Annotated in this window: 13 protein-coding genes; all 13 read right to left on the minus strand. The window is 49.3% G+C overall.

Features of this window, described 5'->3' with window-relative positions; all coding sequences use genetic code 11:
* Nucleotides 1-51 precede the first annotated feature (51 nt).
* Entirely contained in the window at nt 52-1,341 is a 1,290-nt protein-coding gene (locus tag AWM70_RS09555; RefSeq protein ID WP_068695838.1) for an MFS transporter, read from the minus strand.
* Between the two features lies 1 nt (nt 1,342).
* On the minus strand, nt 1,343-2,650 hold the full coding sequence (locus tag AWM70_RS09560; RefSeq protein WP_083180219.1) for a CehA/McbA family metallohydrolase: 1,308 nt from the start codon (nt 2,648-2,650) through the stop codon (nt 1,343-1,345).
* A gap of 62 nt (nt 2,651-2,712) precedes the next feature.
* Nucleotides 2,713-3,585, minus strand: a complete 873-nt coding sequence (locus AWM70_RS09565) for a carbohydrate ABC transporter permease (RefSeq protein WP_068695840.1) — start codon at nt 3,583-3,585, stop codon at nt 2,713-2,715.
* Nucleotides 3,586-3,591: 6 nt separating this feature from the next.
* Nucleotides 3,592-4,470 (minus strand): ABC transporter permease subunit, encoded by an 879-nt coding sequence (locus AWM70_RS09570; RefSeq protein WP_068695842.1) that lies wholly within the window; start codon nt 4,468-4,470, stop codon nt 3,592-3,594.
* Nucleotides 4,471-4,577: 107 nt separating this feature from the next.
* Nucleotides 4,578-6,137 (minus strand): extracellular solute-binding protein, encoded by a 1,560-nt coding sequence (locus AWM70_RS09575; protein WP_237167875.1) that lies wholly within the window; start codon nt 6,135-6,137, stop codon nt 4,578-4,580.
* Nucleotides 6,138-6,161: 24 nt separating this feature from the next.
* On the minus strand, nt 6,162-7,223 hold the full coding sequence (locus AWM70_RS09580) for a LacI family DNA-binding transcriptional regulator (RefSeq protein WP_068695845.1): 1,062 nt from the start codon (nt 7,221-7,223) through the stop codon (nt 6,162-6,164).
* A 286-nt stretch (nt 7,224-7,509) separates the two neighbouring features.
* Complete coding sequence (locus AWM70_RS09585) at nt 7,510-8,112, minus strand: nitroreductase family protein (protein WP_068695847.1); 603 nt, start codon at nt 8,110-8,112, stop codon at nt 7,510-7,512.
* 236 nt (nt 8,113-8,348) lie between these two features.
* The gene (locus AWM70_RS09590) at nt 8,349-9,065 is read right to left on the minus strand and encodes a DnaD domain protein (RefSeq protein WP_068695849.1); all 717 of its coding nucleotides are present in this window, start codon (nt 9,063-9,065) and stop codon (nt 8,349-8,351) included.
* Between the two features lie 19 nt (nt 9,066-9,084).
* Entirely contained in the window at nt 9,085-10,380 is a 1,296-nt protein-coding gene (gene asnS, locus AWM70_RS09595; RefSeq protein WP_068695851.1) for an asparagine--tRNA ligase, read from the minus strand.
* A 45-nt stretch (nt 10,381-10,425) separates the two neighbouring features.
* Nucleotides 10,426-11,631, minus strand: a complete 1,206-nt coding sequence (locus tag AWM70_RS09600; RefSeq protein ID WP_068695853.1) for an acetate/propionate family kinase — start codon at nt 11,629-11,631, stop codon at nt 10,426-10,428.
* The gene (locus AWM70_RS09605) at nt 11,628-12,500 is read right to left on the minus strand and encodes a 3-hydroxyacyl-CoA dehydrogenase family protein (protein ID WP_068695855.1); all 873 of its coding nucleotides are present in this window, start codon (nt 12,498-12,500) and stop codon (nt 11,628-11,630) included. The genes AWM70_RS09600 and AWM70_RS09605 overlap by 4 nt, the downstream gene beginning before the upstream one ends.
* 138 nt (nt 12,501-12,638) lie before the next feature.
* Nucleotides 12,639-14,141 (minus strand): AAA family ATPase, encoded by a 1,503-nt coding sequence (locus tag AWM70_RS09610; protein WP_068695857.1) that lies wholly within the window; start codon nt 14,139-14,141, stop codon nt 12,639-12,641.
* A complete protein-coding gene (locus tag AWM70_RS09615; RefSeq protein WP_068695859.1) occupies nt 14,134-14,667 on the minus strand; it encodes a hypothetical protein in 534 nt (177 codons plus the stop codon). Before AWM70_RS09615 ends, AWM70_RS09610 begins: the two co-directional genes overlap by 8 nt.
* Between the last annotated feature and the right edge of the window lie 26 nt (nt 14,668-14,693).

The following is a 14,693-nucleotide window of genomic DNA, read 5'->3' on the forward strand; positions in this document are numbered from 1 at the left end:
AGAAAGGAATGTTAGAATAATTGTTTACTAACAAAAGTGGACCGGGTCACATCAAGCAGACTCTTCTTCACTAGGTCCGATAGAGTAATGTCGTTCGGGCAACCGTTTCGACCGTTGTGAAGCTGCAGCAGCCTTACGAATGAAATAGAGAGGCATTAGGCCCATAACAACCATGGCCCCCAGAAACAGATTTAATTGTAGTTCTATATGAGGAGTATCAGAACGGTAAATCGCATAAAGCAGCGCTACACTGGAGATTCGTCCAACACTGAGCGCTGCCTCCCTCCATACAACCAGCTCGATTCGGATTGTTCCGTTTCGGTCAAATCGGCCGATTGCATTAAAGGCTGTAGTATTAAAAGGAGCATCAAAAAAAGGCCGGCGGGCTGCGCTGACAACTGCGTATAAGACAAGGCTCCAGGTAGTCAGCAGTGCGATACCTGTCATGGACAAGCTGATCAGCACAGCGCCAAATACCATAAACCTCCAGCGCAAATGCTCTTTCCCGAAATGACCGACAAGGTAGAACCCGCCAACCGAGAGCAGTGTAGTCAGAAACGCATATTGACCCGTTGAGCTTTCGCTGCCCGTAGCGATATAAACCCACAGCCAGATTGCTACCGAAAGCACGCCGTCCCGGAAAGCCACACCAACAAAAGCGAAGGTAAGCGAGCGCCACTCCTTATGCCTCAAAGTTTGATTTAAACTGCTCCAGTCAAAGCCCCCCTCAGGCCGGTCTTTCGGCAGAAGCAGCGCGGTCAGCAGTGAAACCAGGAAACATACAAAGCTAAGCATAAATACGGTGGTATAACCGGCCATCTGCGGCATAGCTCCAACTACGATTCCCGCCACAAGCGGCCCTATCATGCCGGAAACCGCTCCCGCAATTCCATTGACTCCGTTGAACCAGTCGCGGTTCTCAGGGCTGGTCACATCCACGCTGAGCACATTCACCGACATCCAGTAGAAACCCTGCCCGATTCCATTCAGAATCCCTAAAGCTGTCAGCCATTTGGACGACTCGGTACCTAAGCCCAATACACTGATGTAAAATAGGACCTGTACTGCGCTTCCGATCCATAATGCTTTGGTGCGGCTGGCTTTTTTGCTGAGCCATCCTGCCGCTGCAAACGCCGGTAACCAGGCCAAATAAGTAATCAGATTAAAGAGCAGCGTTTGAGACATATCCTGTGTTAATTTATACCAATATACATTAATAAATATACTGGATAAGCTGGTACCGAGTGCATTGCAGGCATTCACCGCCAGCAGGAGCCTGGCTGAACGGGGAAGAGTGCGGCGGTGATGCTGATGCCCGGATTCGGCTCCTCTAACATTCACGTTAGGAAGATGCCCCTTGTCGTTCAAGATAGATCGGGTTAGTGAGGCAGCTCATAACCTCGATATTGTGCTCCGGCAGGAATCGGCGGGCTTCCAATCGGTAAAACAAACGGTCACCGGGTAAATTCAACACGATGTCCTGTTTGTGCTCCACGTTCCATTCCTGCTCCAGCCCCCGGTCCGACCACAACCCAATACGATCCTGCACAGCTCCGCGTATTTGAATTTCAAAGGTTACCTCTTCGCCTTCAACAGCGGTAACCGTTCCCCCGACCCGGGTTTGTCCCGCTCTAAAATCCATAAACGTTTCGTTGGCCTCCATAGATATTACTACCGCGCCTCTTCGAATCCCTTCTATAATAGCTCCTGCCGTTTCCGATCCTGCCAGGACATAAGCGGTTGGTGTCCCGTGGCTCATATAAGCCTCCGTGCGGTGCACGTCGCTGCCGCCGACCGCCACGATTCTTTGTCCCTGTGCCAGCTGCTCCTGCCACCATCTGACCGCCGTTTCGTTCAATTCCCGCCAAGGTCCGTTCCACACTTCGACTGCGTCATAAGGAACATCAAACCCGAATTCCCAAGGGCAGCTTTCGTCAAACGGATGGTTTAGCGAAATCAGTGCGCCTTTGTCTCGCGCTTTCTCCAACTGGGCAGCCGCCTGCTCTCGGGTAAGCACCCGGAAGTCTTCCAGGCTGTCCGGATGTCCAAGCAAATTAGCATGCCCTTTATAGCTGGTCAGCTCCACACCCGGAATCAGCAGCAGCTCCTCATGCCCGGCATGGGCAAAACGATTTTGCGAAGCTGTGTTATGATCCGTCAAAGCCAAATAGTCCAGCCCTTTCCCAAGGCTGAGCTCCATGGCCTGCTCAGGCGTATAACTGCCGTCACTGTGCCGCGTATGCGCATGAAGATCGCCTTTCAGCCAGCGTTCGTGTTGGAGCGTTAAAAGGATTTCTACGCTTACCCGGCAGCCCTCTTCCGGAATCCGGTAAGCTCCAAGCATAACGGACCACTGTCCCGGTTTCAAGGGACCGGCCAAATAGCCGGGAGTGGCTTTCTCCAAACCGACGAAGAAACGCTCCCTGGCCCCGCCGCTCCAGCCGATCAGGCGTTCAGGCGAACGCAGGCCGATATCCACTACGGTCTGCTCGTTTTTGGGATAACGATAGCAGACTTCTATTTTTTCGACCTGATCCGGAACCTGAAAGGTGATCTCGGGGTAACTTTTTTCCTGCTCATGTTGGATCAAAAGCTCCTGTTCAATCCTTAACGTGAAAGGAGCAGTTCGGTTGTTTTCCAGAACGGTCATCTTTATGCCTTCCTCTCCGTTTATCTGTTCACCTGCAAATAACTGATTAAGCCTGGATGCACCTATTCCTTGCTTGCCCCAAGCAAAATTCCTTTCATGAAAAACCTTTGCACAAAAGGATAGATGGCAATCAGAGGCAAAATAGCGATGATGATGCCGGCCATTTTCACATTGGTCGTCACCATATAAGTGCTCGACGTGGCGCTTGTATCCACGATCATTGATTTCAGCGCAAGCTGCAGCGTATATTTCATGCTGTCATTAATGAAAACTAGCGGTTCCGTAAACATATTCCAGCGTCTTACAAACTCAAACAGTGTAACCGTAGCCAAGCCGGCCGTTGCCAGCCTCATATAGATGGCGCCAAATACCCAAAATTCCCCGGCACCATCAATCTTCGCCGACTCGGCGATTTCATAAGGAATGCTGAGAAAGAAATTCCGCATCAGAAGGATGGAGAAGCCGGACACCAGGCCCGACAAAACCAGCACGCTGAGCGTGTTGATCAAATGCAGGTCCTTATTGACGACATATAGAGGAATAAGCACCGCTTCCTGCGGGATCATCATCGTAATCAGGATAAAGGTGATCATCAGCTTTTTCCCCGGGACATGAGGATGCACCAATACATATCCGGCCAGCGAGGACAAAAGGACATGCAGCAAGGTCCCAGTCACCGTTACGGTTACGCTGTTCACAAACGGCCGCCAGATGTCCAGACTTGTCCAGATGATCTTATAACCCTCAAAGCTGAAGTCCTTGGGCAGCAAAATAATGTCGGGCTGCATGGAGGCCACCCCTGACGACAAAGATAAGGAAATTACGTTCAGGAAAGGGATGATCATGGTTAACATCAGCAGCAGCAGAAAAAGCAGATTAATGGCATCAAATACCCGGCTTCCCCAGCCTGCCCGTTCAAATCGTTCTATGCCCATCAATTTCTACACCTCGTCAAATCTGGTTAGTTTTCTTACGATCAGAGTCAGAAGCAACGTAAAGATCAAAACCAGCACACTGGCTGCCGCAGCCACTCCGACATGAAAGTCAAGAATGCCCTTCTGGTATGTGTAATACATGAGCACGTCGACATCAGGAGCCGTCGAATTGTTCCGCAGGATAAACACCTGATCGAAAATGCGGAGCAGGCCAAGCGTATTGAGCAGCAGAACTACTTTCATCGTGCTTTGAATCTGAGGTAAAGTGACATAACGGACCTGCTGCCATCTGGTGGCACCGTCCAGTCTGGCCGCTTCATATAAAGAGGGATTGATGGCTACGATTCCTGCCAGAAATAAAATACAGTTATACCCCATATCCTTCCAGGTAGCTACCAGAATCATTACCACTCTTGCCCAGCCGGATTCGGCCAGAAAATGCACGGGCGGGATGTCCAGGGTCCGCTGCAGCAGAAGGTTGACCAAGCCGGTGTCCGGCGAAAGCAAATAGATCCACATGCCTCCGACGACTACCCAGGATAATAAATGGGGGACGTATAAGAGCATTTGCGCCGTTTTCTTAAACCACGACTTAAGCACCTCATTTAGGGATAAGGCAATGATCAGCGGAGCCAGAAATCCGCAAACGAGCGATCCTCCACCTATGACAAGGGTATTGGTCAACGATTTCCAGAAGTTCGGATCATGCCATACAGTCCCGTAATTATCGAAACCAATATACGGCCGATTTCCGATCAGACGATAGTCCTGAAAGCTAATTTGCAGCCCCCTGGCCAGCGGATAATATCCGTAGACCAGAAAGTAGCAAATGACAGGGATCATCATCAAATAAAGCGCTCCGTATTTACGCCAAGTTTTCAGCATGAACTCTCACATCCTTTGTTCGGCAGGTTTGATAGATATGCAGAAAACGGGCTTTGGCCGTGAAGCTGTTTGCCCTCACAGCCTGTCTCCCTCCTGCGATCTGTGCCCTACTCGTCGATCAGATTAGCTGCTTTAAGCTCTTTCTGCATCTGTTTCACAGCATCAGCAGCCGGCATGCTTCCGGACATCGCCTTCAGGGCATAATTGGTTACGATCTTCTCAGCATCGCTCCATTCCGGAAGAGACAATTCGAGGGTCGCATACTGTTTGACCAGATCCTGCGCTGCTTGGACACCCGGCAGTTTGTCGAACGGGGCTTTAACGTTTTCGTTGTACCAGAACGGAACCCCATGATCCATGCCATGTTCTTTTCCCGTTTCAGTCAGCGTATAAGTTCCATTGTCTTTCGTGTAGTCTTCACCTTCGATGCCAAGGCTGCCCAGGATGATGCCCGGCTCCGAATGCCAGAATTCCAGGAATTTCTCGGCGGCTTCCACGTGTTCCGCGTTAGCCGGAACCATCCAGTAGTCCGGATCTCCGCGTCTCAGCATGATTTTGCCGTCCGGTCCTTCCGCTCCGGCAACGGCTTCAGCCTGAAAGGACGTATTCGGATCCTCTTCTTGGCGCGTATTGTTCAGCATTCCGACCCAGGCGTCCCAATAAGTGATCATGCCGACACGGTCGGTCAGGAACAGGTTGCGCATTTTTGCGGTATCATTGGTGACGAAGTTAGGGTCCAGAATGCCTTCCTTCGTAAGTTTGGCGAACCATTCATACATCGGGATCGCCGCATCCGAAGCGTAAGGGATGGTCCGTTTGCCGTCTTTCATAACATAGCGGTATTTCAAGCCCGCAGCAGACATAAAACCTTGAATATCATAGAGTCCTGAAGTGGACAGACCGTAGGTGTCTTTTTTGCCGTTGCCGTCCGGATCTCGTTCCGCGAAAGCCTTCAGCACGTTATAATAGTCATCCAGCGTTTTAGGCTCCTGCAGGTGCAGCTTGTCCAGCCAGTCCTTGCGCACAATCGGCATCGTTCCACCCTGGAACTTGCTGAACACAGCATAAATGTGGCCGTCTTTCCCCTTTAACTGGTCCCATTCCTCAGTCGGCACGACGGTTGGATCGGACAATTCCTTGGAGCCTTGGACAAAATCGGTTAAATCTGTAGTTACACCTTGATCAATAAACATATTCAGCTTGCCAAGATCACTGCCTTCGATCAAATCGTATTTCTCACCAGAACCAAGTGCCGTCAGCACCTTCTGATCATAATCGCTGGCCGGTTTCTCAATAGTGACCTCAATACCGGTCAACCGTTTGATTTCCTCTTCAAATCGCTTCATTTCCTCAGGCGTCTTCCCGCCAACATTACTTGATAAAATCCTCAGCTTCGTGTCTGCTGCCTGAGCAGAGGACGTTTCCCCGTTTGAAGCCGAAGCTGTGCCATTAGCATTTGAGGCATTGGCGGGGAAGCTGTTGGAGCCTGACGACTGATTAGCCGAAGACCCGCAGGCGGACAGCAGCATGGAACCCAAGGTGAGCAGCGAGACCAGCAAAGTGATTCTGGAACTCGCTTTCGGTTTCTGCCTTCCATGTACAGGTACCGGGCTTTCCGCAAGATGAGATAATCGGGATGAATTTTTAAAAGGAATATTAAAGTTCACGTGTAGATCCTCCTCATTAGGCCATCATTTAGTCATTTTTTTGGTTAACCTCTCGGTTTGGCGTGCGCAGGAACCTCGAACCACAAGATCTGAAGGAATAATCGTCCTTTTGGCCAGCTTGTTCCCGGCATCCGACTGCTCCAGCTGCTCCAGAAGAAGCAGGATGGCTTCCGTCCCAAGCTTGTCCGCATGAAGATCGACCCCGGTTAACGGGGGATTAAATTCCTGTGCAAATGTCCCGCCATAGCCGAAGCAGAGCACCGAAAGCTGTTCGGGAATACGTAGGTTCAGTTCAGCTGCCGCCTTGTATACCCCGAGAGCCATCGATTCGGTATCCGTTAATACCGCCGTAATTTCCGGATTCTCCTTAAGGCGCACGAGCGCTGTTTCATAGCTGTAGGTTAATGAAGTCATCGTTTGCATGTTGTTCTGGTGGACAATCATCCCTTCAGATGGACTCTGGCCCTGCTGGGCAAAGGCCTGCATGTAACCAGCCGTTCTGTCCACGGTTACCGTCCGGTTCTCGGGTCCATTGATAAACAAAATCTGTTCATGTCCGAGGGAAATCAAATACTGGGTGACTTTAGCCGCCGTACTAATGTTATCGTTGTTGACGTATGACACGCGGGTCTCATCTTCGCCTGATGGACGCCCGATCACGACGATCGGGACATTACGCTGCAGACAATCCTCAATCCGGCTGTCTCCAATGACGGCATCCAAAATAATTTCTCCATCTACCGGGTCTGAGGCCAAATGCTCGACTTGATTCAAATAATTAGGAGACAGCGTGTTAAGCAGCAGCCGGTAACCACGTTCGTAACATACGGGCAGGACCCCATTTAGCAGCGAATACTGAAAGTGGCTCATTTTAAGCTTTTCTCCGCGCATATTCAGGCCGATAATCCGGGTCTTCTTGTTGACAAGACTCCGGGCCCAATAATTTGGCCTGTAATTCAGCTCCTTTGCCACCTTCATCACATGCTCCGTTACTTCCTTGCTTATCGGACGTTTCTTGCTGAATACATTCGAAACCGTCCCTTTTGAAACTCCGGCCGCCTTGGCCACATCCTCAATCGTTGCCACTGCATTTCTTCCTTTCAACTGTACTAGTACGAACTCTATATTAAACCGGTTTTGTAAGATTCATTTTTGAGGCACCGTCTTTTTATGTAAAAATCGACTTCAACAATCAATAAAGTGTAAAATTATGTGTAATATCTACCATAAAAAGAAATTTTATAAATGTTTAATTATTAAACCGGTTTACTTCTACTATTGTGATTGTGAACTCTATCAATTCCATGACAAAAAAAGAAGACCCAAACGGATTTGGGTCTTCTTCCTGAATATCGCTATAAAGCTATATTGATTATTTATTAAACACTTTAACGCGGTCTTCAACCGGCTGGTATTGTTTCTCGCTTGGCTGCATGGTTGGTTTGCCGAAAGGCATTTGAGCAATCAGCTTCCAATGGGAAGGAATGTTCCAAGTGGACTTCACTTCTTCGTCGATCAACGGATTGTAGTGCTGCAGAGATGCGCCCAGGCCCGCTTCTTCCAAAGCCGACCAAACAACCAGCTGGAGCATGCCGTTGGATTGGTTAGCCCAAATAGGGAAGTTATCGGCATAAGCCGCAAACTGCTCCTGCAGTCCTTTGATCACTTGCTCATCTTCAAAGAACAATACGGTGCCATAACCGTTGTAGAACGAAGCCATTTTTTCGGAGGTTGCTGCAAACGCCTCTTCGCTTTTCGTAATCTTCCGCAGCTCTTCTTTGGTAATATCCCACAGCTTATGATGATGCTCGCCAAGCAATACTACTGCGCGAGAAGTTTGGGAATTAAAAGAAGTAGGCGTATGTTTAACAGCCTCTTGAACAATGTCTACAATTTGATCATCGCTGATCGTAGATTCATTGCTGATACCGTAATAGGAACGTCTTGTTTTCAAAGCTTCTAAAATTTTGCTCATCTTCTTTAATTTCCTCCTTGGTTAGTTTCTTGAACAGGAATAGCAAAACCATTGTTAGTTACTTTTCGTAATTAAATATATTATAGTTAAGATCCCTAAGTCAACTCTAATTTTATAGAGTCATCCTTTATTACCCTCTTTATCAACCTTTTCGCGAATAATAATCAATCAGACTAAAAAAGAGGTTGTCTCAAAAGATCACTAAATGACCTTTCAAAACAACCTCTTATTATCGATTATCCTTTATTTGCGTTTCCTGTGCCTCTAAACCGCTGCGTGTAAGCTCTTGCTTCTTCGGCATTTCGTACCCGGTTCCGGCTCCATTCCAGCAGAATCCGGTCGATATACCGAAAATGGATTTTGCCGGCAAAAACCGCTTCCTTCAAAGCCAAACGGATCAGCTCCTCCGGATAACCGTCCTGATCAATCCAGCCTGAAATGGTTTCGCATTCCATCGGGGACAAAGGACGGGCAAATTCTTGTTCAAAAGTGATGAACAGGTTCCGCTCGGCCGAATCCATTTCGGCCGTTTCCTCTTCCAGCTGTTCCCGACTCAGCCGCAGCTCTTTGCGTTCCGCGGCAAAATGCTCCGCCAGACATAAACTGAGTTTCTTGTACATCCCGTTCAAATGATAATGTTCGGACTGTACACCGGTCTGTTCATCCGTCACCTGGTCAATCGTCAGCCAGCCGTCCTTGATCAGCTTGCGGACAGCGGAAGCCACCGCTCCCGGTGAGGTGCTCATCACCTGTTCAATTTCCGCAAGCGGCGGAAATTCGCTTCCGCGGCTTTGCCGGAAATGAAGCAGGTGGATCAGCAGCATAGCCTCCATATCGCTGAGCTTTAAACGGCGATAATAGGCAAGCAATGCGGCGGGCACATTTACGGTTCCATTTTCCATGCCGTAAGCGATGCCGTTAGCCCACACCTTCCAGCCTTCATTCATGGCCATCTAGCTCACCTCTAGCCTGTTATGGATATAGACGGTACAGTGTGCGAGGGAACGGAATAGTTTCTCTGACATGATCCAGACCACAAATCCAGGCCACGGTTCTTTCCAGTCCCAGACCGAAGCCGGAATGAGGAACGGTTCCGTATTTCCGGAGATCGAGATACCATTGGTAGGATTCCGGAGAAAGCTCATGTTCCTTGAAACGTTCTTCCATCAGCTCAGGATCATCAATCCGCTGGGAGCCGCCGATAATTTCGCCGTAACCTTCAGGGGCGATCATATCCGCACACAGGACAACCTCCGGACGTGTAGGATCCGGCTTCATATAGAAAGCTTTAATGCTGGCCGGATAATGGGTAATAAACACCGGTTTATCATAAGCTTCAGCAATCGCCGTTTCATGTGGCGCACCAAAATCTTCGCCCCAAGGAATATCAAATCCTTCTTTATTCAAGAATTCGATAGCCGCATCATAAGTAATCCGCGGGAATGGAGCCTGAATGTTCTCCAGTTTGGAAATATCGCGTTCGAGCGTTTCCAGCTCGGAACGACAGTTCTTCAAGACAGATTGAACTACATGAGAAATGAAGTTCTCTTGCACGCGCAGGCTTTCTTCATGGTCCGTAAATGCCATCTCCGGCTCAATCATCCAGAACTCGATCAGATGACGGCGCGTCTTGGATTTCTCGGCACGGAAGGTTGGACCAAAGGAATAAACCTTGCCCAAAGCCATCGCCGCAGCTTCCATGTAGAGCTGTCCGCTTTGCGTCAAATACGCATCTTCTTCAAAATATTTGGTATGGAAAAGGTTGGTTGTTCCTTCTGCCGAAGTTGGCGTCAAGATCGGCGGATCCACCAAGGTGAAGCCGTTTGTATCAAAAAACTCCTGCACCGCACGGATAATTTCTGCCCGGATGACCATAATAGCGCGCTGTTTGGTGGAACGCAGCCATAAATGGCGGTGGTCCATCAGGAAATCAACGCCGTGTTCTTTCGGGGTAATCGGATAGTTATCCGTCAATTGAATCAGTTCAAGACCGGTCACCGTCATTTCAAAACCGGATTTGCTTCTTGCTTCCTCGCGGATAACGCCAGTTACATAAACCGAACTCTCCTGAGTCAGGCTTTTGGCGAGGTTCCAGGTTTCTTCAGAGACTTCATTCTTCACGACTACGCCCTGAATATAACCTGTGCCGTCACGCAGCTGCAAAAATTGAATTTTGCCGCTGGAACGTTTGTTGTTAATCCAGCTGCCGATAACGACGGTCTCCCCGACATGGTCTTTCACCTGTCGGATTACGGTTTTGATCGCCATTCTACTCTCTCCTCTAACGTAACAAATAATTAGTGTAATGTAGGCTTATTTCGATTCTTCTACGATACGCAGCGTATCCCGTGCAATGACCAGTTCTTCATTGGTTGGAACGACCAGCACTTCCACCTTCGAATTCGCGGAAGAAATGCGGCGTGGTTCGCCGGAACGGATTTTGTTCAGCTCCGGATCAATTTCAACGCCCAGGTAAGTCAGGTTCTCACAAACCTTCTCACGCACGACAGCAGAGTTCTCGCCTACGCCTGCGGTAAAGACGATCACGTCAACACCGTTCAATGCAGCCGCATAAGAGCCGATATATTTGCGAAGACGGTATTCGTACATTTCAAAGGCAAGGGTGGCGTTCGGTTCGCCCGCTTCCAGACCATCCGTAATATCGCGCATGTCGCTGCTGCTGCCGGAAATCGCAAGCAGTCCGCTGTGCTTATTCAGCATGGAGTTGACTTCGCTGATCGTCAGCTCTTCTTTGTTCATAACAAAGGTAACGACAGCCGGATCCAGATCACCGCTGCGCGTACCCATCATCAGGCCTTCAAGCGGAGTCAGCCCCATGGAAGTATCGTACGATTTCCCGTCCTTGATCGCTGTCAAGCTGCCGCCGTTGCCGATGTGGCAGGTGATGATCTTCAAATCCTCAAGCGGACGGTTCAAATATTCGGCTGCTACGCGGCTTACATAGTAATGCGATGTGCCGTGCATCCCGTAACGGCGAACATGGTGTTTCTTGTAGAGCACTTTAGGAATCGGGTACAAAAATACTTTCTCTTCCATCGTCTGATGGAAAGCCGTATCAAACACGACTACCTGCGGTACGCCAGGCATGTTCTTCTCGGCAGCCGTAATCCCGGAAATCGCCGGCGGATTATGGAGCGGAGCAAGGTCGAACAAACGGCGGATTTCCGCTTTGGCTTCAGGGGTAACCAGAGCGGAACTTTTAAACGCCTCGCCGCCGTGTACGACGCGATGGCCGACAGCCTGGATCTCGTCAACCGAATTCAGTACGCCATGTTCTTTATCAACCAGCTTGTCCAGAACTTTACGGATCGCCGTAGTATGCTCCAGAATTTCGCTGACTTCCGTTACTTCCTCTTTACCCGTAGGTTTATGGGTCAAGATGGAGGAATCCATGCCGATTCTCTCCACCAGCCCTTTGGCCAATACCGATTCGTCGTTCATGTCATAAAGCTGATATTTCAGGGAAGAGCTTCCCGCGTTAATTACGAGTACCTTCACAGCCGGTCACCATCCTTGTCGTATTTAAAAAATCCTTCGCCGGTCTTAACGCCCAAATTGCCTGCGCGAACCATTTTCTTCAATACAAAGGAAGGACGGTATTTCAGTTCGCCGAAATCGCGGAACATCCGCTCAAGCGCAGCAAGTACGGAATCAAGGCCGAAACGGTCAGCCATTTCCAGCGGTCCATATTGGAACTGGTAACCTACGCGCATGGCATCGTCAATATCCTCCGCCGAGGCCACGCCTTCTCCGAGCACATGCAAAGCTTCGTTGATCATCAGGCAGACGATCCGCGAGGTTACGAAACCTGGAGATTCATTGACCATAATGCCGCGTTTGTCCACCACTTCTTCAACAAAAGCTTTGGTTTCCTCAAAGGTTTGGTCAGACGTTTTGAGGCCGCGGATAATTTCCACCAGATCAATTTTGGATACAGGATAGATAAAGTGCAAACCGATAACACGTTCCGGGTATTTGGTGGAACCCGCAATTTCTGTCAGACTCAAGGTTGAAGTATTGCTTGCAAGGATAATGTGGCTTGGACATACCTGGTCAAGCTTCTGGAATACCTTCTTTTTCGCTTCCAGATCTTCCGAAATGGTTTCAATGACCATATCCGCTTGTCCGAGGTCGGCCAGGTGGGTCACTTTATGAATTTTCGACAAAATGAGCTTCTTCTCTGCTTTCGTGATCGCCCATTTCTCGAGTTGTTTATCCAGGCTGGTTTCAATCATATCGTATGCATAATTCAGCTTTGCTTCATTCTCCTCAACAAGAAGAACGTCCAGTCCTTTGCCGGCAAGCATTTCGCTTATGCCTTGGCCCATCGTGCCGCCGCCGATGACTCCTATTTTCTTAAAATTCATGGTCCTCTTACTCCATCCTTTCGTCTTATCCTTCTACATATTATACCCCTGATGTCGAAGAATACATCTTTCTACACCCAACATATAATAATATCTTAGCACGGTCAAAAAGTAAAAAAAAATAACCGGCATATAAAATTATGCCGGTTGAAGTGCGTTGTCACGAAATAGACATCTGAATTCCTCTCCGGACATCCGTTCTTCCTTAAACAAAATGTCCAGCGATCTGTCGAAAATAGCCGAATGCTCTTCAAGCAGCTGCTTGGTCCGAGCAGCAAGGGCATCCAGAATCGTTTGGTTTTCTTTCATCAGCACTTCCGTGGTGACCATTTCCATATTCATGATGCCTAAAGACGTAAGTCCGGAAGTCATCATCGTTTGAACCAGATTCAAGGCCTGCTCAAAGTCGTTCCGCGAGCCCGTGCTGCGGCCCCCGTAATAGATTTCTTCGGCTGCCGCTCCGGCAAGGGCCACCATGATCTGCCCTTCCAGATAACTTTTGGTGTACAAATATTTCTCTTCCTGCGGATTATGCCGGACATAACCAAGCGCTTGCCCGCGCGGGCTCAAAACTACCTGATTAACGCTACCCGGGGCAACAATCTCAGCCAGAATGGCATGTCCCAGCTCATGGATGGCCACCCGGCGTTTCTCTTCCAGGGTTGATTCCCGGTCCGTCTTCTCCCCGAGCATCACCTTGTCGATCGCCATGGACAGATGGTGCTGGCGGATTTCCGCTTCGCTTGCGCGCATCGCATAGATGGCAGCTTCGTTCATTACGCTTTCCAGCTGGGCACCGGAGAATCCGTAGGATTCCTCCGCAACTCTTTCTAGGCTTACAGACTCATGCAGCGGTTTATTTTTGGCGTGGATGTCCAGAATCATCATCCGGCCCTTCTTGTCAGGCAGATCTACCTGAATATGGCGATCGAAGCGGCCCGGGCGAAGCAGCGCGCTGTCGAGCATTTCTTTACGGTTTGTGGCGGCAATAATTAGAATACGCGGAGATTCCGACGTATAAATGCCATCCATTTCCGTTAGCAGCTGGTTCAGCGTCTGGTCGTATTCCCGCTGCTGTCCGCCTTCCCGTTTCCCGCCGATTACGTCTATTTCGTCAATAAAGATAATTGCATTTTGTTTATTTTCTTTGGTTGCCCGGTTCCGGGCCTCCTTAAATAAATCGCGGATCCGGCTTGCACCGACCCCGACATACATTTCCACGAACTCACTGCCTGAGGAAGCTACAAACACGGAGTTGGTATAGTGAGCAGCCGCTTTTGCCATCAGCGTTTTGCCGGTTCCCGGAGGACCCGTCAGCAGGATCCCTTTGATCGGACGAATGCCGAATTTCTGAATTTCATCATAATGAATCATAAAATCAAGCGCCTCGCGCAGCTCCTGCTTCGCGCTGTCTTGTCCGCCGATCTCTTCAAAGGTCAGCTTGGCCGGCCCGGCCTTTTTGCGCTTTCGCTCCTGAGAAGCTCCTACAGCCAGCCCCCCTCTCATCACCGTCAAGGCGTACAAGGCCCCCAGCATGATCACGGCGACGATTACGGGCACAATATTAACCCCGATATATCCAAGAAAAATGAGCAGCACCGGAACAAAACCGATTAATATTTCTTTACTCCATCTAGGCATTGTTCCACACCCCCACCTGCTCAGCTTTACGCGGCAAAATAATAAATTTGCTGGCTTTGCCATCGGTCAGCGATATATAAACATTGGTGTCGTCCATTTCGGCTGTTGCCTTCAGTCCGGGCACCTCGTTTTTCAGTTTGTCTAAAGTGCTTGTAATTTCAGTATATTTCTTGTTCTCCATAGCCTCCGCGATCGGGAATAACGCCTCCGACCACCACTTGTTCAAAGCTTCGTTGGAATGATCCTGAACTTCCAGCTTCAGCTCTTTGCCCCTGATCAGGGATCCGCCTTTATCTTTGATATGCTGGACCAAATCTCTTAAATCGGTCTGCGGTTTCAAATCAAGTTTCAAAGTAACCGTATTATGGTTAATATTCAATTGGACGTTGTTCACGCCGTTATATTGGGTAACCATCTTCTCAAACGGACTCTGAAGGGCTATCTGGCGGTAACCATACCAGCCGCCAAACAGCAAGAGGGCCGAAACGACTACAGTAGCAACAATCGGAAAAATACGCAGTTTCAATTAAATCCCCCTCTGCACAGTATAAG

It is taken from the genome of Paenibacillus yonginensis, assembly GCF_001685395.1.
Taxonomy (GTDB): domain Bacteria; phylum Bacillota; class Bacilli; order Paenibacillales; family Paenibacillaceae; genus Fontibacillus; species Fontibacillus yonginensis.